Genomic DNA, 18,888 nt, shown 5'->3' with positions numbered 1-18,888 from the left:
ATTAGTAATTATTTTTTGGAGCATCAATTTTTATAAATATATTATCTCCTAAATAATGTTCATCTTTTGTATATTTATTGATTGCAGAAAAAAATGCACGTGAACATCCTTTCACTTTTCTATCATGTAATTCAACAATTAATAATCCAACTTTATCAAGCCATTTTGGATTATTCATAAAAATATCCTTTTCAGCACCTTCTATATCAATTTTTAAGATATCAATATAATTAATATTATTGTCTAACATAAATTTTTCTAATGTTATTCCTTCTATTTGCAAAGAATTATCTTCTGAAGTAATATTATCATTAAGTGTAAAAGATATAGATTCTACATTTGGGTTATCTATTGTAAGTAATTTATTCTCATACCATAAACCACAATTAGTATTTATTATATTTTTATACTCTTTAGTATGTTTTACTAAAGATTTAAAATTATTTTTTTCTGGTTCTAATGTATAAACTTTAGAATTAGGATATTTATTAGCAAAATAAACAGATGAAAGACCTATATTAGCTCCAATATCAACAATGACTTTAGGATTCATATCTTCAAAAGTAAATTTATACTCTTCATCTATAAATATTTTTTCAAAAGTACCAATATCTGCATCATTTACACGTAAATTAAAAGAAGCTTTATAATTTGGTAAATTAACCTCAACTAAATCTTTCCATTTATATTTTTTTAACCAATATAAATATAATCCTTTTAGTCCAAGTTTTCTAAAATATTTCTTTTCATTTCTCATTTATATTATCTCCATTAGTTTATTAATAATATCACTTACATCTTCGTTTTTAATATTATTTGCAATCTTTGTACTATCTTGTATTACTAAGTCCTTATATCCCCATGGATACCACTTATCCATATTAGTTTCTCCACTAATTGATATTGTTTTTACACCTAGTGCAGGTGCAACATGCATTGCACCTCCATCAAGAGTTACAAATAATTTTACATTTTTTATAAGCCCTGCTAAATCTATTAAAGAAGATGTCTTTATAAATTTTGCATTTGTTTTCTTAGCTATTAACTCAGCATTTAAAAAATCTTCAGGTTCTGCGGATATTAATATATTTTCTAATGCTAAACTATTAATAATTTTAATAAATTTTTCATTTTTATATTTATTGTTCTCTCGTCTTGATGATATATGAAAAAGAATAGCATTATTATACTTTACATATTTTTCAACATATTCTTTTGGTACATAGAAAAATATATTTTCATTATCATAATTAACTCCAAATTCTTTTAAACAATCAAAACAAAATTCAACCTCATGTTTTGTATTATCTACAGGAATATGAATATTAAAATTATCTTTCCCTTTTAAATTTTTTACTCCAACTTTATATCTAGCATTTGTAATATTTGAAAACAGTTCAGCAGACTTTGAATAATCGCTTCTAAATACAACTACAACATCATATTTTTCTTTTATAATATTAATTATAATTGCCAACTTCCCTAAAGCTGCTTTAACTTTTCCAAAAAAACCTTTTTTATGTTTAGGTTTTGTATAACAATAAAGTTTATCAACAAAAGGATTTTTATCAATTGCAGAATAATTATAGCTATTTACAACTATATCAATCTGATTATCTGGATATTTTTTTCTTAATGCTTCTATTGCAGGAGTTGTACAAATTAAATCACCTACATTATCATTTCTAACAAGAAGTATTTTTTTCTTATTTAAATCAACCATCAATTTTCTCAATTTCTATAAATTCTTTATTAGATTCTAGCCAAATGGCAAGTACTAATAATATCCACACATGATTAGAAAAGCTATACTTATTTTCTATATTAAAATCATAAATTTTTTTTCGTATATTTTTATCAAAAAAGTCTAAAATATTACTATCTAAAATATATTTTTTTACTAATAAATCTAAGTCTTTTATCCAACCTTGTAAAGGAGGAGTAAAACCTGCTTTCTTTCTATGAATTATATGTTTTGGAACACCTGTTTCTTCTAAAATATCTTTCAATATTCTTTTACTGTAACCTTTATTTTTAAAAGATGGTTCTAATTTATTAATCCATTCGATAAATTTTACATCAATAAAAGGAGCTCTAGCTTCTATACTATTTGCCATTCCTGAAATATCAGATTTTGTTAGTATATATTCTGGCAAATGAGTTATTTGGTCTATTGCCATTAAAGAATCTATATTATTTAAATTTTTATGTGTTTCAAAATAATCATATATGTCATTATTCCATACTTTTTTAGTAATTTGCATAAAATCTTTATTAAATAATTCAAATTTTTGTTTTCTTGAAAAGCCTGTTAACCTTAAGTAATATGTATCCAACAAATTTCCAGATAAAGACTCACTTATACGAGAAAGTTTTCCTATCCCTTTTGATTTATTTAAACTCAAATCTAACCTAGAAAGTAATTTATTATTTAAATCATAAAAACTATTAGGAAAATAGTTTAAAAAGGCATTTCTTTTATGAATATTATATCTTTTATATCCACTAAGCATTTCATCTGCCCCATCTCCACCTAAAACAACTTTTACATAATCAGAAACTCTATTTGCTAAATAATATGTAGGTATTATTGAGGGGTCAGAAAAAGGCTCATCATAATTGTTAATTATCATTTCCAAATCATTTTCCAAATTTGGCTCAACTAAGAACTCTGTATGGTTAGTTTTAAATATAGTTGATATCTCTTTTGCATAAACTCTTTCATCAAATTTTGAATCGTTAAAGCCTACAGAAAAAGTATTAATATCTTTTGTATTTTCATTTTCTCTTAACAGTGCAACTATAGATGAAGAGTCTATTCCTCCACTTAAAAAAACTCCAACTGGAACATCAGAAATCATTCTAATATTAATTGAATCAGATAATAACTCTTTAGTTTTTATTTTAGCTTCATCATAAGATATTTTTTCTTTTGGTTCAAAAAGGGGTTGCCAATATTTTTTTACTACTAATGTTTTACTAATTAAAGAAAATTTAATAAAATGTCCTGAGGATAATTTTTTAATATCTTTAAATATTGTTTTAGGGGAAGGAATATATTTTAAAGAAAGATATTCACTAATAGAATCTAAACTTACTATTTTTTTAATTTCAGGTATTGGATAAAAAGATTTTAATTCAGATGCAAAAGCAAAAGTATCACCATCAAAATAATATTTTAATGGTTTTGAGCCTAATCTATCTCTTGCTAAGAAAAGTTCTTGTTTCTCTATATCATAAATACAAAAAGCAAAAAAACCTCTAAATAAATCAAGGCATTTTTCGCCATGTTCTATATAAGAATAAATTATTACTTCAGTGTCAGTATTTGAATTAAAAGAATAACCTTTTTTTATCAATTCCTCTTTTATTTCCTTAAAATTAAAAATTTCCCCATTATAAGTAATCCAATATTTTCCTGATTTATCAGACATAGGCTGATGTCCTAATTTAGATAAATCTATAATACTTAATCGTTTATGGCCAAAAGCTAAGTTTGCTTCAACTTCACTATTGCTATTATCAAATGTATTAAAAAGTTTTATTCCAGAATCATCAGGACCTCTATGGGAAATATAGTTTAACATTGACTCTAAATTACATGAGTTAAACTTTCTCTTTGTGGAAAAAATTCCAACTATGCCACACATTTATTTAACCTTTTTAATTGAAGTTTTACACACTCTAATACTTCTTCAACTTCTATAAGATTCATAGCATCTTGACTTCTTTGTTTTTTAGGTTTATCATTTATAAAATCTCCATCTTTTTGAATAACAATATGTTTTTCAAAATCTTGATATGGACCAAAAATTTTTGAATCAGTAGGTGAAAAGAGAGAAATTGTTGGAATATTTAAAGCTATTGATAAATGAAGTGTTCCAGTATCATTTGTAACTAAGAAATCTATTTCTTTTAATTTATAAGGTAATTCATCTATATTTGTTTTACCACATAGATTTATTACATACCTTTGATTAATCTTTGATATTACAAAATCAGATAGTTTTTGTTCATTCTTTAATCCAAAAAATGTGATAGAATACTCTTCTTTAATCACATCATCAAATCTATTTATAAGAGTTACAAACTTTTCTAATGGCCACATTTTATAATTGTCAGCGGCTCCTAATTGAATACCAATATTTAGTTTTTTTTCTTTTTTATAATTTTCATAAAAAGAATTTGGCAAAGAAATAGTTTTATCTATTATTTTAGGATTAAATACTTTTACTAAATCTAATCTATGTTCAATAATATGTTTATTATTATAATCTGGTTTATTTAATATAAATTTTGAAAATGATGCAGATATCTTTGAAGGATAATTTATTGCTTTTAAAATATTTCTTACATTTGAAGCTAGCGCAATAAATAAATCTTGAGGTCCATTCGAGTGTAAGAAAAAGATAGTATCAAACGCCTCTTTTTTTATATGTCGAACATGCTTTATTAATCCCCAAAAGTTACTTTCATAAGTAATTACTTTATCAACATACTCGAAAGAAATAAATAAATTCTCTAGATTTTTATTTATTAATAATTCTATATAAATATCTGGAAAACTTTTTCTCAAAGTTTTTATAGCAGGCGTTGATAATAAAAGGTCACCTAATGCAGTATTTGAAACTATTAAAACTTTTTCCATCTTTATAGCTTCATCTTTATGTTTAAAATTAACCATAATTTTATTATATAGTTTAATAAGTTTTTTCATTATACTGTCAACATTTCATTATAACAATTAATTATTTTCTTAGTTGATGAATCCTTAGAAAAATTCTCAACTATAAAATTTCTATCAAGATTTAAAAAGTTTTTATTGTCTAGATTTTCAACCATCTTGCAAACATTTTTATAAACACTTTCTAAATCCACATCTGAAATTAAAAAATTATTCTCTTTATATAAATCAGATGTACTTCCATCATTTGTTGATACAACATTTTTATTCATCAATAAAGCTTGCATAACAGATTGAGGAACTCCTTCTCTTTCATCTGATGTAAATAAAAAAATATCAAGTGTTTTTAAAAACTGGGGAACATTGCTTATATGACCTAATAAAATTACATCATTTTCCAAAGACAATTCTTTAATTTTATTTTCAACAAAATCACGCATAGGACCTTCTCCTGCAATGTAAAACTTAAATTTTTTATCTTTATATGAATCAATAAGTCTTCTTGCAATTTCTAGAAAATTATCATGTCTCTTACAATCTCTTAAAACAGCCACATTTCCTATAATAATAGAATCATCCATTTTAAATAATTTTTTAGATTCTGCAATATCATATAAATTAGGATCAAATATTTTTTCATCAATTCCAGAAGCTATAGATACAATTTTATTAGGATTTATTCGATTATATTTAATCATATCAGCTTTTACACTTTCGCCTGTGGTAAATACATAATCAGCTAGTTCATTAATAAAATTCAACCTACTACTTCTAATCTTATTTGATAAATGCCTTGTTCTAATAAATTTTGCACCAGAAAATTTAGCAGCAAGCCCTCCAACCCAAGTATCTTTTCCACTATGAGTATTAATAATATCTATTTTATATTCTTTTACTATCTTTATTAAAGCAAACATTGTTTTAAAATCTACATTTCCTCTAAATGGTAAAGTAAAAACTTTAATATTATTTTCAATTGCTTTGTTTTTTATAGTTGAATTATCTCTACAAGCTAAAAATACTTCAATACCTTTTTCTCGAACAGCAATCATTTCATTAATAATTCTTATTTCTTGTCCACCCCAACCATCAGACCACTCAGTATGTAAAACTTTAATACCCATTAACCATCTCATTTATATTTTTCTTAATAAATTCAAAATCCAAATTCATTAGACAATCGCTTATTTTAGTTCCATCACATCCATCTTTTCCACAAGGTTGACAATCTCTTGTTTGGGCTATTACTCTATGTTTACCCATAGTTTGAAACCCATTTCTTTTAGTATAACCACTTTCCATACAATCATTATCCCAAGGTCCCCAATGATCAGTTCCACTAGGTCCAAAAAAAGCTAATACTGGTATATTATTTGCTGCACTTATGTGCATAATTGAAGTATCAACACCAATAAATATTTTTGCTTTTTTATTTAAACAAGCAGTCTGTTTTAATGTTAATTCTCCAGCTAAACTTATCGGTTTACTTTTACATAAAGATAATATATTATTTAATCTATCCAACTCTTGTGATACAGGGGCTGCTGTTAAAAGAACTTTTATCTTTAACTCACTTTCACAAAAATCAATGATTTTTGCCATTGTTACGTCACTTATACATTTAAACATCCATCTTGAAACTGCATGAATATGTATAAAGTTTTTAATCATAATATCTTTTTTATTTAAAAGTTTATCAACTATTTCTTCATCTTTTAAAGACCAAAATATCTCAACTTTTTTTTCTTTTATCTCTAAATCAAACTCTCTTAAACTATCTAAGTCCATCTCTAAAGTGTGTCTAAATCCCTGTTTTGGTAGATAATTTGTAAATACATTCTTAGTAAAAATATTTTTCCCACCTGGATATCCTACTTTTATTTCTGCTCCACTTAAGAGAGCCAGTTGGGCACCTCTATCACCTTCGGTTGTATTTATAATCATATCATATGAGTTTTTTCTTATAGAAAAAGCAAATTTTATCTCTTCTATGATTCTCTTAATTGGTGAATATTTTTTTATCTTAGCTCTATCATAAATAATTACTTCATTTATATTTGGATTTAATGTTACCATTTCCTCACAGCCTTTATTAACTGCTACATCAATAATTGCATTAGGAAAATTTAGCTTAAGGTTTTTTATCAAGGGTGTAATTAAAAGTACATCTCCAATATTTCTAAACTTCATTATTAAGATTTTTTTAGGATTTATTTTATTCATTTAATATATTTCCAAAATGTATATTGAGCATAAAGTTTCGATATAACAAATCCATGCCAACCATCTTTAAAACCTTGCTTTAGAATATAAAGTTTAAAAAAAGTCCAATATGGATTTATGATTGCTTTAAATAAACTCTTTTTTTTATGATTTAGTGTTGAATATCTATTTTGTTTAATTATAAACTCATCAATACTTTCATATGCTAAATGTATCATATGATTTTTTAAATTTTGAGCTTTTGTTTGCAATTGAACACTTTCATGAACTGCTACTTCATTAAACTTTCCAAATTTTCTATTAAAAAGTCTAATTGAGTAATCAGGATATAAACCACAAGTTTTTATATCTTTTCCAAAAAAGTTATTCAATCTTGCTACAAAATATCCATTGGCAGTTGGATTTTCTAAAGTTTCTAAAATCTCTTTTTTTAACTCTTCTGTTATTCTTTCATCACTATCAAGTACAAACACCCAATCATTTGAAGCCAACTCTACTGCTCTATTTTTTTGAGCACCAAAACCTCTCCACTCTTCTTTATAAACCTTAACACCTAATTCACTTGCTATTTTGCAAGTATTATCAGTAGAGCCACTATCTAATATCAAGACTTCATCAGCAAATAAAGAAGAATTTATAGCATCACTTATAAACTTCTCTTCATTTTTTGTAATTATTACAACAGATAGTTTATTTATAGATGTGTTCATACTGATTCTTCCATCTTTGATGTAACCAAAACCATTCATTTGGTTTACTTCTAATTACTTGCTCTGTAATATCTGCTTGCTTTTGAACACACTCTAAAATATCTTTTTCTTTATCTTCACTATTTGATACTTCAAACGACTCAAAAAACTCTATTTCATAGTTTTCATTATCAATAGATTTTATAAATGCAGGAATAATAACTGCATCAAATTTTTTTGCTAAAACAGCAGCACTTGGAGTATGTCTTGCTTTTTTACCAAAAAAATCAATTAAAATTCCCTCTTCATTTTTTGTATTTTGATCAACTAAAATTCCCACTGGTCTATTTTTCTTTAGAGCTTGTACCATACCTTTCATAGCACCTGTTTTACTTAATAACTCCACATCAAACTGTTCTCTATTTTTAGTTAAAATTTTATTCATAACATCACTTTCTAAATCTCTACCTACAATTGAAAGTGGTGTAAGTTTTGCAGCAATTGCCAATGATAAAAGTTCCCAATTTCCATAGTGTGCAGTCATGATAATAATTTTTCTATTTTCTTTTATAAGCTTTGTAAGAAAACTCTCATTTTTAAAAGTTACTTTACTTAGTACTTCTTCTTTTGTTGCACCTTGATTTCTTATAAAATCAGCTAGGGTATAAACTAAGTTTTTATAACACCCTTTTATAATCTCATTTTTTTCATCTTCACTTATTGTATCTTCATATGCCAAATCTAAATTTGCTTTAGCAATTTTTCTATGTTTTTTATTTATTGAAAAAAGTATATAACTTAAAAAATCTAAAATAGTATATAAAATCACATGTGGAGTATAAATTATCAAAAATCGAAAGCCAGTAAAAAGAAATAAATAAATTTTATCCATATAATAAACTCTTTGCCTCTTTTATAATTATCTTTTCATCAATCTCTTTGATTGAGAAATCATTTTTATTAAGTTTAAAATGATTTACTTTACTATTAGATTTTACTATTTTATTTATTGAAGTTTGATAAATTCTATTAATAGGAGTTGGACCAAAAATAGTTATAGATGGAATATTTAATCCCCATGCCATATGAGTAGGTCCTGTATCATTACCAATAAGTAAATCAACTTTTGAGACAAGTGCTTTTAAACTATTTAGATTTATTTTTGGTAAAGCTTTTATGTAATTTGAATTTCCCTCAAGCCACAAAGCTTTTTCTTTTTCACTTTCACTACCCCATACAACTATACAATTCTCTTTTAATTCATTTGCAATATTTAAAAACTTCTCTTTAGGATAGTTTCTACTTTCCCATGTTGAGCCAATTACAAATATTATATTCTTTTTATCATTTTTTATATAATCATATATAATAGGATTCTCATCTTTATAAAATAAAAAAGGCTCTTTTTCTAATATCATCTTAGATGTTATTTCAAAATTTAAAGGAGAAGATAATACCTTTACATTTCTATCAATTGTATTTTCATCATAAGGAATTGTTACTTTTTTATTATAAAAAAGTGTTGCACTTTTTTCTCTAATTGAGTTTTTATCAAAACCTGCTACAGTTTTAGCCAATAGTTTTGATACTATTGCTGATTTAATTAAACCTTGTGCATCAATAACCAAGTCATAATTATTTTTTGAATATTTTTTTATTAATTTTATTTGATTGATAATTTCAAATTTGTTTTTTTTTATTGCTTTTAAATTTACTGAAAAGATATTATTTATATGTGGATTATTTTGAAGTATTTGTGAAAAACTCTCCTCCACAAACCAATCAATTAAAATATTTGGATATTTTTTTTTAATATATTGTAAAGCAACCATTGCATGGATAATATCACCCATTGCAGAAAGCTTTACAATAGCAAGCTTCTTAATTTGATTCATAAACTACTTTATTTTGATTTTAATGCCCTTTGGCATTTGTAATTTATCTAGTTCACTTTTTACTAGATAGATATCACTTTCCATATCAATACATAGTTTACTATCTTTTAAGTTATACTCTACTTTTGGAGAAGAGAGATCATTATTTATTAGAAGATTTAAAGATATCATAAAAGATAACCACTGCATTGTCTCAAGAGAAGGAAGAAGCATCCTATATCTAGTTATATCTTTTTGCATAGGCAATGATTTTTTAGAAAATTTAATTATATGAGCAACCGTTACCCTTGAAGAGTGCAAGAAATCGTAGTTTAAACCATTTAATATAAAATCCGCCGTACTATCATTTCCCTTATAAAAGTTCAAACTATTTCCTATAGAGTGAAGTTTTGAAGCAATTACTAAAAGTGTTCTATATTTATCATCAAGTTGATGTATTGGTTTTAATACATCAAAGATTTTTCTTGCGTTGGCACCATTATAAGAGCTAGTTTTATTATCAACTTCGAACCTATCAAGTAAGCTTCTAACACTTACATTAAAATTACTTGGAAATTTACAATTTGAGTTTCTTAATAAATCAGTTAAATAAACACCCTCTCGAACTCCTGCCCCAGAAGTGATTACTTGTTTTATATTTAATTCTTCTAATATTGTGTTAAATATAAAAGTTCCCTCTTTAATTGTGTCAAATCTCTCTTTTTTTACACCTATAACCTTTAAAGTATTATTATTCTTTGCATTTATAATTGCATCAAAAACATACTTATTTGAAGGAACATCATAACTAAATCCATGTAAAACATCTAAAGGATAGCTATTTCTTTTCATAACTATTTTACTCAATGCTCTTATACTTCCACCAATACCAATTACTATTTCAGGTATTTCATATCCACATGTTTTAAGCTCTTCAAGTTTATTTAAAATATAGTTTTTTGCACCTTGTATGTCACCTTTAAAAAAATATAGTTCACTAAGTCGTACAGTACCAATATTTAAAGATAAAACATGCTCAATATTTCCATTTTTAACTATGGCAAACTCTGTAGAACCACCACCAATATCTACAGTTATAAAGTTATTGGCATTTATAAGATTTAAAGCAGCTACACCACCATAATATGCCTCTTTTGAACCATCAATTATTTTGATATCTAAGCCTAATTCATTTTTTACTTTATTTACAAATATTTTGGAATTTGGTGCATCCCTCATTGCAGAAGTTGCCACGCAGAAGATTTTTCTAGATTTTAGAGATTTTGAAATGTTTAAAAAAGATTTTAAAGAGTTAAATGCTCTTTGCATGGGAACTTCTTGTAAGTTCCCACCATTTTCATATGAACCTTCAGAGATTTTTACTCTTGCTTTGGTTTCATTTACAAGATGAAAAGCAAAACGGCTACTTTTTTGCATCACAACCATACGCATTGAGTTAGACCCAATGTCTATAATAGTTGTAACCTTAGCCATTAATTATACCTCTTCTTCCTGTAACTGCTCATATTTAAATCTTAATTCTTCCATTGTTTCTTGATTATCAGGGTCAACTATAATACAATCAACTGGACAAACTTCAACGCATGCAGGCTCTTCATAATGTCCCACACACTCTGTACATCTATCAGAATCTATTATATATATTGGATCCCCTTCTTCAATTGCCATATTAGGACACTCTTCTCTACAAGCATCACATGCAATACATTCATCCGTTATAATTAAAGACATAATAATCTTCCTATTTTTAAAATTAAATTATGGAGTTATAACCTAATATTTATTAATAATTTCTTTAATTAGACAAATATTTCTTACAGTTTTGATAATAATATAAAATTTTAAGATTTTTAAAAGGTTAAAATAGGGAGAACATAAAAATAAGAGAGTAAAAATACTCTCTTATTTTATGATAGTTTTGAAAGGATTAGTTTCGCAGCTTCTCTACCATCAAGTGATGCAGTTACTGCTAAATTCGCACCTCTTTGGCAATCACCACCTGCAAAAACTTTTTCATTTGAAGTCATATAGTTATTTGTTTCTACACCACCCCAAGAGTTTGTTTTAACATTTAAATCATTAAAAAATGATGGTACTTCTGGTTTAAAACCTAATGCTAAAATTACTACATCAGCTTCTTCAAAATATTCACTACCTTCATTTATTACAACTTTTTGTCTTCCTGATTCATCTGGTTCACTCATTGAAGTTGTTAATAATTCAATTTTTACAACTTTTCCATCTTCTACTACAAAAGATTTTGGAGAAGCATTAAATACATATTCAACACCCTCTTCTTTTGCATTTACAACCTCTTTTTTAGATCCTGGCATATTTGCTTCATCTCTTCTATAAACACATTTAACAGTTCTAGCACCTTCTCTAACTGATGTTCTAACACAGTCCATTGCAGTATCTCCACCACCAATTACAACTACATTTTTATCACTTACATCAATAAAGTCTTCAGGTTTATTTCCAAAATTTCTTTTTTGAATAGCTGTTAAAAATTCCATAGCCAAATGAACATTTGAAGATTTTTCACCTTCAATTCCTGTATAGTTACCTAAAGTAGCTCCAACACCTAAATAAATTGCATCGAACTCTTTTTCTAAATCTTTCGCAGATTTATCTTTTCCAATCTCACAATTTAAATGTAGTTTCATACCAGCATTTACTAACCAGTCAATTCTTCTTTGAACAACACTTTTATCAAGTTTAAAACCAGGGATTCCATATGTTAAAAGTCCCCCTGCTCTATCTGCTCTTTCAAATAATTCTACAGCAATTCCTCGTCTTAGTAAAAAAGTAGCTGCAGATAAACCACTAGGTCCTGAACCAATTATTGCAACTTTTTTATTACTTGTAACACCTGGATACGTTGGTTCCATTCCTTTTTCAAAAGCTTTTTCACTAATATGAGTTTCAATAGCTCCAATAGAAATAGCACCATGACCAGTATTTAAAGAACATGCACCTTCACATAAAACATCTTGTGGACATATTCTTCCTAAAATTTCAGGGAAAGGAGATGTCTCATTAGATAAAGCAAATGCTAAATCCAAGTTTTTAGTAGCTGTTTGTTTTAACCAAGCTGGAATATAGTTCCCTAAAGGACATCCTGTATGGCAATATGGATCTCCACATTGCATACATCTATCAGCTTGTTCTTTAGCTCTTCCTTTTTCGAAAACTTCATATATTTCACCAAAATCTTTTAATCTTTGTAATACATCTCTTTTTTCAGGATTGATTCTTTCAAATTTTGTAAAGTTTAACATATCTTAATCTCCCTTATCCGGATCTAGTGGTAACACTGTCATATTTTTAGGTTTTACCATCCAGAAGTTTCTAATTTGCGGTCTAAAATTATCTAGAATTAAAGCTGCTCTTTCTGATTCAGTTTCATTCTCATAATCCATTAATAATCTTTTTAAATATAATCTTTCTCGCTCTGTATCATCTGTATCAATTCTAACCGCTTCAATTAGCTCTTGATTCATCTTATCCACAAAAGATTTTTCAGGGTCATAGATAAATGCCAACCCACCAGTCATACCTGCACCAAAATTGATACCTGTATCACCTAAAATTACTACAATTCCACCAGTCATATATTCACAAGCATTATCACCTGTTCCTTCAACTACAGCAATTGCTCCAGAGTTTCTAACTGCAAATCGTTCCCCTACTGCTGCTCTTACATAAAGTTTACCACCAGTTGCCCCATATAAACATGTATTTCCAGCTCCTGCAAACTCAGGACCTTGATGTGGAGTATTTACAATAATTTTACCACCATTCATACCTTTACCAACATAATCATTTGCTGCGCCATAAAGATTTAAATTCATCCCTTTTGATAATAGTGCTCCAAATGATTGTCCAGCAATTCCATTTAATTCAAAATTAATAGAGTTATCAGGTAAACCTTTATCCCCATAATATTTTGCAATTTCACCAGAAATTAAAGTACCAAATGATCTATTTAAATTACAAATAGTCTCTTTAACTTTGATAGGCATTTTAGGGTTTTCTATTGTTCTATGAACTTTTTTTAATAATGCTTTTTCAAACTCATTTTTGTCATATGGTTCATTTTTTGCTTTTTGACATGTATCAACTCCATCAACTCGTCTTAAAACATTTTGGAAATCAAATTTTTTAGCAAATTCATCATCAATTACTTTTAATAAATCACTTCTTCCTACGATTTCTTCAATAGTTTTATAACCTAAAGATGCAAGTATTTTTCTAACATCTTCAGCAATAAATGTAAAATATGAAATAAGTCTTTCAACAGTTCCTGCGAAATGACCTCTTAAATCTTCATCTTGAGTTGCAACCCCAACAGAACATTTATTTGTATGACAAATTCTTAAAATCTTACATCCAAGAAGTGTAAGTGCAGCTGTTCCAAAAGCATAAGATTCAGCACCTAACATTGCAGCTTTTACAACATCAAGCCCAGTTTTTAACCCACCATCAGTTTGAACATGTACAAACTCTCTTAAATGGTTAGCTTTTAAAGCATTGTGAGCCTCTGCAAGTCCCATTTCCCAAGGATTACCTGTATGTTTAATAGATGTAAGTGGAGCAGCACCTGTCCCACCATCTGAACCAGAAATAACAATTCTATCTGCATATGCTTTTGCAACACCAGCTGCAATTGTTCCAACACCAATAGTTGAAACAAGTTTTACTGTGATTTTAGCTTCTGGATTAATCTGTTTTAAGTCAAAAATCAACTGAGCTAAATCTTCAATAGAATAAATATCATGGTGTGGTGGTGGAGAGATAAGTGTAACACCTTCAACTGTATGTCTTAAACTTGCAATTAATGGAGTAACTTTATGCCCTGGTAATTGTCCACCTTCTCCTGGTTTTGCACCTTGTGCAACTTTAATTTGAATCTCTTCTGCACTTCTTAAATATCCAGGTGTAACCCCAAATCTTCCAGATGCAACTTGTTTGATTTTAGAGTTTTTGATTGTTCCAAATCTTTTTTGGTCTTCTCCACCCTCTCCTGAGTTACTCATACCACCAATAGTATTCATAGCAATAGCCATTGCCTCATGTGCTTCTGGAGAGATTGATCCTAAAGACATTGCAGCAGTTGCAAATCTTTTGAAAATATCTTCTAAAGATTCTACTTCACTTACATCAATAGCTTTTCTATCTGAATTAAATTCAAAGAAATCTCTGATAAATTTTTTATCTCTTGTTTCTACAAGTGTTCTTAAGGTATCAAAATCTGTAATATCTTCTTTTTCAGTTGCTTTTTTATTGTGCATAGCATTTGTAGTAGCTGGTCCATAATCATGGTATTCGCCACCTTTAATATATCTGTAAAATCCACCTAAATTTAGTGGGAACATATATGTATCATCACAGTATGCGTTGAAATGAATTTTTTCTATTCTCTCTTCAATATCTGCATAAGTTAAACCTGCTAAATCTGAATGACTACCATGGAAACAATCATTGATAATTTCATCACTTAATCCAATTACATCAAATAAAGTTGAATTTCTATAAGATGCAACTGTACAAATACCCATTTTAGACATGATTTTAAGTAATCCTGCATTTACTGATTTTTGAGTATTTTTAAGTAGTGTTTGCATCTCATATTTAGAAACTTCTTTTCTAGTAAATAATGAAACAACTGACGCATACATCATATATGGATAAATAGCTGTTACCCCATAAGCTAAAAGAACAGCAGCCATATGTGCATCATAAACTTCACCAGTCACAGCTACAAGTGATACTTGATGTCTAATACCTTCTTGAAGAAGTCTTCTATTTAAATACCCAACTGCCATTGCTGCTGGAATTAGTTTATTATCTTTAGAACCTTTTCTATCATCTAAAATTATTACAGTAATATTATCTTCGTTAACTGCTTTGATAACTTTTAAAGCTAATACTTCCAATGATGCTTTTAAATCAGATTTAAAAGTAGTAGAAAATATTTTATTTTTATATTGAGAATTATATCTTGGGTTTGTACTATCACCAAAAGATCTCAATACTTCATATTTTTCTTTCATTAATATTGGACTTACTACTTTTAATCTTTTTGCATATTCTGGTTTTTCATCTAAAATATTATGAATAGGACCAAATCCTGTTTCCAAAGACATAACAACTTTTTCTCTATATGGATCAATAGGAGGATTTGTTACTTGTGCAAATTTTTGTCTAAAATAATCTGTAAAATTTCTATTTACTTTTGAGAAACATGCTAAAGGAGTATCATCCCCCATAGATCCTACTGGTTCTTTTCCATCATTTGCCATTGGCTCAATTACTTGATCTAATACTTCATATGTAATATTAAAATATTTTTGTTTTGTCTCTAAATCTTTTACTTTATAATCACTTACATCTAAGAAAGACTCATCAATATATTCTTGTAAATATTCCATGTCTTTAGTTAACCATTGAACATAGTTTTGAGAAGATTTTAAGTAGTTATTTATATCTTCTTCTTTTAAAACTTTTCCATGGTTTAAGTCTAATCCAATCATTTGACCTGATTGTAATCTTCCTCTCTCACTAATATTATTTTCATCAATTTCTAGTGTTCCATACTCTGAAGTAATATACATTTTATGATTTTTTGTAATTACATATTTTGCTGGTCTTAATCCATTTCTATCAATTAAACATCCAATATGTCTTCCATCAGTTAAAGATACAGCAGCTGGTCCATCCCAAGCTTCCATAGCTGTTGATACATACTCATAAAATGCTCTTAAATCAGAATCCATTTGTGGTGCATTTTGCCATGGAGCAGGTACAAGAGAACGAGCAGCTTTAAAAAAGTCAACACCATTTGCAATTAAGAACTCAAACATATTATCCAATGAAGCAGAATCAGATGAACCTGTTTGTAAAATTGGTAAAATTCTTTTTATCTCTTCATCAGTAAATACTTCTGATTTAACAAGTTCTGATTTAACTTCAACATTAAATCTATTCGCTTCAACAGAGTTAATTTCTCCATTATGTGCTATTGTTCTAAATGGCTGTGCTAGCTTCCATTTTGGAAGCGTATTTGTTGAAAATCTTTGGTGAAATAAGGCAAATGATATTTGAAAATCTTCATCTCTTAAATCAATATAAAAATGCTTAATATGAGTAGGCATAATTAGCCCTTTATAAGCAATCACTTTTGACGAAAACGTTGGAATATAAAAATCTTTTTTATCTTTTAATTTGTGTTCACACTCTTTTCTTGTAAGATATAGCATGGCATCAAATCTTTTTGATGACATTAAACTATTTGGTCTAACAAAAACTTGTATAATATTTGGTAAACTCTCTAGAGCTTGCACTCCTAATGCTTCTGTATCAACAGGAACATTTCTAGTTAATAATACTTTTAAATCATTTTTTTCACAAAAATCTATAAATACTTCTAATTCAGAATCTTCTTTTGTAAAAATCATTGCTACTGCATATAATTCAGGTAAATCTATTCCCTCATTAAATGCTATTTTTCTCATAAATTTATCAGGCATAGATAGTAATAAACCAGACCCATCTCCAGTTTTACCATCAGCAGCTATTGCACCCCTGTGCATCATTCGCTCTAACGAATGAATAACATCTTCTAAATTGCTATGGCTTGGTCTGTTTTTTAAATCAGCCATTAAACCAAAACCACAGTTGTCTTTAAAAGATGTAAGTAAATCTAAATTACAACCCATTATTGTCCTTTTAAAAATTTTTACCTGAAATCAGGATTTTACCATTTATATTCCGTAAAAAGTGGGCTATTGTATAAAATAAATGTTTAAATAATGGTTAATAAATATACGGCAAAGCTATTTAAAAGATTTACATTATTGAAAATATACATAAATACAAAATGCTATTCTAATGCTACGCTAACTTAAAATTTGTTGAATTTTTACTACTAAATACATAACTTTGACATAACTTTTAATTATACTTTTTCCTAAGAACAAAAACTAAGGAGAATAAATGATGAAAAGTAATGGAATCCTGTTTACAGGTAAAAAATTTGTAATGAGTGCAGTTGCTACTGCTTTATTGGCAACTTCAGGATTGGCTGCTGAGTACACACTTAAATTTTCACACGTTGTAAGCCCAAATACACCAAAAGGTAAAGCAGCTGAATTTTTTGAAAAAAGATTAGAAGAATTATCTGGTGGAAGAATTGATGTTCAAGTTTATCCATCTTCGCAATTATATACTGATAGTGCAGTATTAAAAGCTTTAACACTAAATTCAGTTCAAATGGCAGCACCATCTTTTTCAAAATTTGGTAAAATAGTACCTCAATTAGCACTATTTGATTTACCATTTTTATTTAATGACATGGATCACTTACATAGAGTTCAAGATGGTGAAGTTGGTAAAAAACTTAAAGGTTTAGTTACAGCTAAAGGTTATGTTGCATTGTCATTTTGGGATAATGGATTTAAACAATTATCATCTTCTAAAAAAGCTTTAATTAATCCAAGTGATGCAGAAGGTCAAAAGTTTAGAATTATGTCTTCAAAAGTACTTGAAGCACAATTTCATGCTGTAGGAGCAAATCCACAAATGATGCCTTTCTCTGAAGTTTACTCTGGATTACAACAAGGTGTTATTGATGCGGCTGAAAATCCTATCTCTAACATTTGGACTAAAAAGTTCCATGAAGTACAAAAATATTTAACTATTTCAAACCATGGTTATTTAGGTTACTTAGTTGTTATGTCTAAAAAATTCTGGGAATCTTTACCTAAAGATTTACAAAAAAATGTTGCTCAAGCTATGAATGAGGCAACTGAAAAAGAGAGAATTTGGGCAAAAGAGTTAAATGATGAACAATTTGGATTAATCAAAGATTATGCAAAATCTACTGGTAAACTTGAGATTTTAGAATTAACTCCTGAACAAAGAGCTTCTTGGAAAAAAGCTGTTAGTAAAATCTATCCAGAATTTTATGATAATAATTTAATTGGAAAAGATTTAATTGAAGGTGCTCTTAACACTAAATAACATTTATTAAAATGTTTCTCATGTATCATCGGTATAACCGATGATACATATTCTCATCAAAATCTATAATTATAAAAAAATATTATAAATTTCTTTACAAAACTACATAACATATACACAATATTTTATTATAATTTATATATATTACAAAAGGAGATTAAATGAAAATTACTATGAAAAGTTTTGTAAGTAGTGCAGCAATTACTTCTTTACTTTTATTTACTGGTTGTGGAGATAGTAAAGTAGAAGATACAAAGACTACTTCTCCTGTAGAAACTAGCTCTACTCAATACGTGCTTAAATTTTCACACGTTGTAAGCCCAAATACACCAAAAGGTAAAGCAGCTGAATTTTTTGAAAAAAGATTAGAAGA

General features: G+C 27.6%; 14 protein-coding genes and 1 pseudogene. 2 read left to right on the top strand and 13 right to left on the bottom strand.

Features of this window, described 5'->3' with window-relative positions:
* Window position 1: 1 nt before the first annotated feature.
* From ACQY5W_RS04825 to gltB, 13 genes are all read right to left on the bottom strand, one after another.
* Window positions 2–757 carry an FkbM family methyltransferase gene (locus ACQY5W_RS04825; protein ID WP_428023817.1) on the bottom strand — a complete coding sequence of 252 codons (756 nt, stop codon included), beginning with the start codon at window positions 755–757 and terminating at the stop codon, window positions 2–4.
* Window positions 758–1,735: a glycosyltransferase family 9 protein gene (locus tag ACQY5W_RS04820; RefSeq protein WP_428023816.1), complete on the bottom strand. Its 978-nt coding sequence runs from the start codon at window positions 1,733–1,735 to the stop codon at window positions 758–760.
* Complete coding sequence (gene asnB / locus ACQY5W_RS04815) at window positions 1,716–3,650, bottom strand: asparagine synthase (glutamine-hydrolyzing) (RefSeq protein WP_428023815.1); 1,935 nt, start codon at window positions 3,648–3,650, stop codon at window positions 1,716–1,718. Before asnB ends, ACQY5W_RS04820 begins: the two co-directional genes overlap by 20 nt.
* On the bottom strand, window positions 3,638–4,717 hold the full coding sequence (locus ACQY5W_RS04810) for a glycosyltransferase family 9 protein (RefSeq protein WP_428023814.1): 1,080 nt from the start codon (window positions 4,715–4,717) through the stop codon (window positions 3,638–3,640). Before ACQY5W_RS04810 ends, asnB begins: the two co-directional genes overlap by 13 nt.
* Complete coding sequence (locus ACQY5W_RS04805; RefSeq protein ID WP_428023813.1) at window positions 4,717–5,808, bottom strand: glycosyltransferase; 1,092 nt, start codon at window positions 5,806–5,808, stop codon at window positions 4,717–4,719. Before ACQY5W_RS04805 ends, ACQY5W_RS04810 begins: the two co-directional genes overlap by 1 nt.
* Window positions 5,798–6,907 (bottom strand): putative lipopolysaccharide heptosyltransferase III, encoded by a 1,110-nt coding sequence (gene rfaQ, locus ACQY5W_RS04800; protein WP_428023812.1) that lies wholly within the window; start codon window positions 6,905–6,907, stop codon window positions 5,798–5,800. The genes ACQY5W_RS04805 and rfaQ overlap by 11 nt, the downstream gene beginning before the upstream one ends.
* Window positions 6,904–7,617, bottom strand: coding sequence for a glycosyltransferase family 2 protein (locus tag ACQY5W_RS04795; protein ID WP_428023811.1), 714 nt, complete (start codon window positions 7,615–7,617; stop codon window positions 6,904–6,906). The genes rfaQ and ACQY5W_RS04795 overlap by 4 nt, the downstream gene beginning before the upstream one ends.
* Window positions 7,598–8,488 (bottom strand): lipid A biosynthesis lauroyl acyltransferase, encoded by an 891-nt coding sequence (locus ACQY5W_RS04790; RefSeq protein ID WP_428023810.1) that lies wholly within the window; start codon window positions 8,486–8,488, stop codon window positions 7,598–7,600. Before ACQY5W_RS04790 ends, ACQY5W_RS04795 begins: the two co-directional genes overlap by 20 nt.
* A complete protein-coding gene (gene waaC / locus ACQY5W_RS04785) occupies window positions 8,481–9,491 on the bottom strand; it encodes a lipopolysaccharide heptosyltransferase I (RefSeq protein WP_428023809.1) in 1,011 nt (336 codons plus the stop codon). The genes ACQY5W_RS04790 and waaC overlap by 8 nt, the downstream gene beginning before the upstream one ends.
* Before the next feature lie 3 nt (window positions 9,492–9,494).
* Window positions 9,495–10,964, bottom strand: a complete 1,470-nt coding sequence (locus ACQY5W_RS04780) for a Ppx/GppA family phosphatase (protein ID WP_428023808.1) — start codon at window positions 10,962–10,964, stop codon at window positions 9,495–9,497.
* 3 nt (window positions 10,965–10,967) lie between these two features.
* Window positions 10,968–11,222: a YfhL family 4Fe-4S dicluster ferredoxin gene (locus ACQY5W_RS04775; protein ID WP_428023807.1), complete on the bottom strand. Its 255-nt coding sequence runs from the start codon at window positions 11,220–11,222 to the stop codon at window positions 10,968–10,970.
* Between the two features lie 176 nt (window positions 11,223–11,398).
* Complete coding sequence (locus tag ACQY5W_RS04770; RefSeq protein ID WP_428023806.1) at window positions 11,399–12,772, bottom strand: glutamate synthase subunit beta; 1,374 nt, start codon at window positions 12,770–12,772, stop codon at window positions 11,399–11,401.
* Window positions 12,773–12,775: 3 nt separating this feature from the next.
* Window positions 12,776–17,212 (bottom strand): glutamate synthase large subunit, encoded by a 4,437-nt coding sequence (gene gltB, locus ACQY5W_RS04765; protein WP_428023805.1) that lies wholly within the window; start codon window positions 17,210–17,212, stop codon window positions 12,776–12,778.
* A gap of 277 nt (window positions 17,213–17,489) precedes the next feature.
* Here gltB and ACQY5W_RS04760 point away from each other — a divergent pair, with 277 nt between their 5' ends.
* The gene (locus tag ACQY5W_RS04760) at window positions 17,490–18,515 is read left to right on the top strand and encodes a TRAP transporter substrate-binding protein (RefSeq protein WP_428023804.1); all 1,026 of its coding nucleotides are present in this window, start codon (window positions 17,490–17,492) and stop codon (window positions 18,513–18,515) included.
* 161 nt (window positions 18,516–18,676) lie between these two features.
* Window positions 18,677–18,888, top strand: a pseudogene (locus ACQY5W_RS04755) (C4-dicarboxylate ABC transporter); the annotation flags it as partial.

This window comes from Arcobacter sp. (assembly GCF_050300555.1).
Lineage (GTDB): Bacteria > Campylobacterota > Campylobacteria > Campylobacterales > Arcobacteraceae > Arcobacter.
Note: the sequence above shows the minus strand (reverse complement) of the source record. Positions and strands in the feature narration are given on the sequence as shown.

What these genes read in the sequence shown, in the direction of transcription:
- ACQY5W_RS04795 (WP_428023811.1), bottom strand. Translation starts at nt 7,617, where the DNA reads ATGAACACATCTATAAATAAACTATCTGTTGTAATAATTACAAAAAAT.
- ACQY5W_RS04770 (WP_428023806.1), bottom strand. Translation starts at nt 12,772, where the DNA reads ATGTTAAACTTTACAAAATTTGAAAGAATCAATCCTGAAAAAAGAGAT.
- asnB (WP_428023815.1), bottom strand. Translation starts at nt 3,650, where the DNA reads ATGTGTGGCATAGTTGGAATTTTTTCCACAAAGAGAAAGTTTAACTCA.
- ACQY5W_RS04780 (WP_428023808.1), bottom strand. Translation starts at nt 10,964, where the DNA reads ATGGCTAAGGTTACAACTATTATAGACATTGGGTCTAACTCAATGCGT.
- ACQY5W_RS04825 (WP_428023817.1), bottom strand. Translation starts at nt 757, where the DNA reads ATGAGAAATGAAAAGAAATATTTTAGAAAACTTGGACTAAAAGGATTA.
- ACQY5W_RS04790 (WP_428023810.1), bottom strand. Translation starts at nt 8,488, where the DNA reads ATGGATAAAATTTATTTATTTCTTTTTACTGGCTTTCGATTTTTGATA.
- gltB (WP_428023805.1), bottom strand. Translation starts at nt 17,212, where the DNA reads ATGGGTTGTAATTTAGATTTACTTACATCTTTTAAAGACAACTGTGGT.
- waaC (WP_428023809.1), bottom strand. Translation starts at nt 9,491, where the DNA reads ATGAATCAAATTAAGAAGCTTGCTATTGTAAAGCTTTCTGCAATGGGT.
- rfaQ (WP_428023812.1), bottom strand. Translation starts at nt 6,907, where the DNA reads ATGAATAAAATAAATCCTAAAAAAATCTTAATAATGAAGTTTAGAAAT.
- ACQY5W_RS04810 (WP_428023814.1), bottom strand. Translation starts at nt 4,717, where the DNA reads ATGAAAAAACTTATTAAACTATATAATAAAATTATGGTTAATTTTAAA.
- ACQY5W_RS04805 (WP_428023813.1), bottom strand. Translation starts at nt 5,808, where the DNA reads ATGGGTATTAAAGTTTTACATACTGAGTGGTCTGATGGTTGGGGTGGA.
- ACQY5W_RS04775 (WP_428023807.1), bottom strand. Translation starts at nt 11,222, where the DNA reads ATGTCTTTAATTATAACGGATGAATGTATTGCATGTGATGCTTGTAGA.
- ACQY5W_RS04760 (WP_428023804.1), top strand. Translation starts at nt 17,490, where the DNA reads ATGATGAAAAGTAATGGAATCCTGTTTACAGGTAAAAAATTTGTAATG.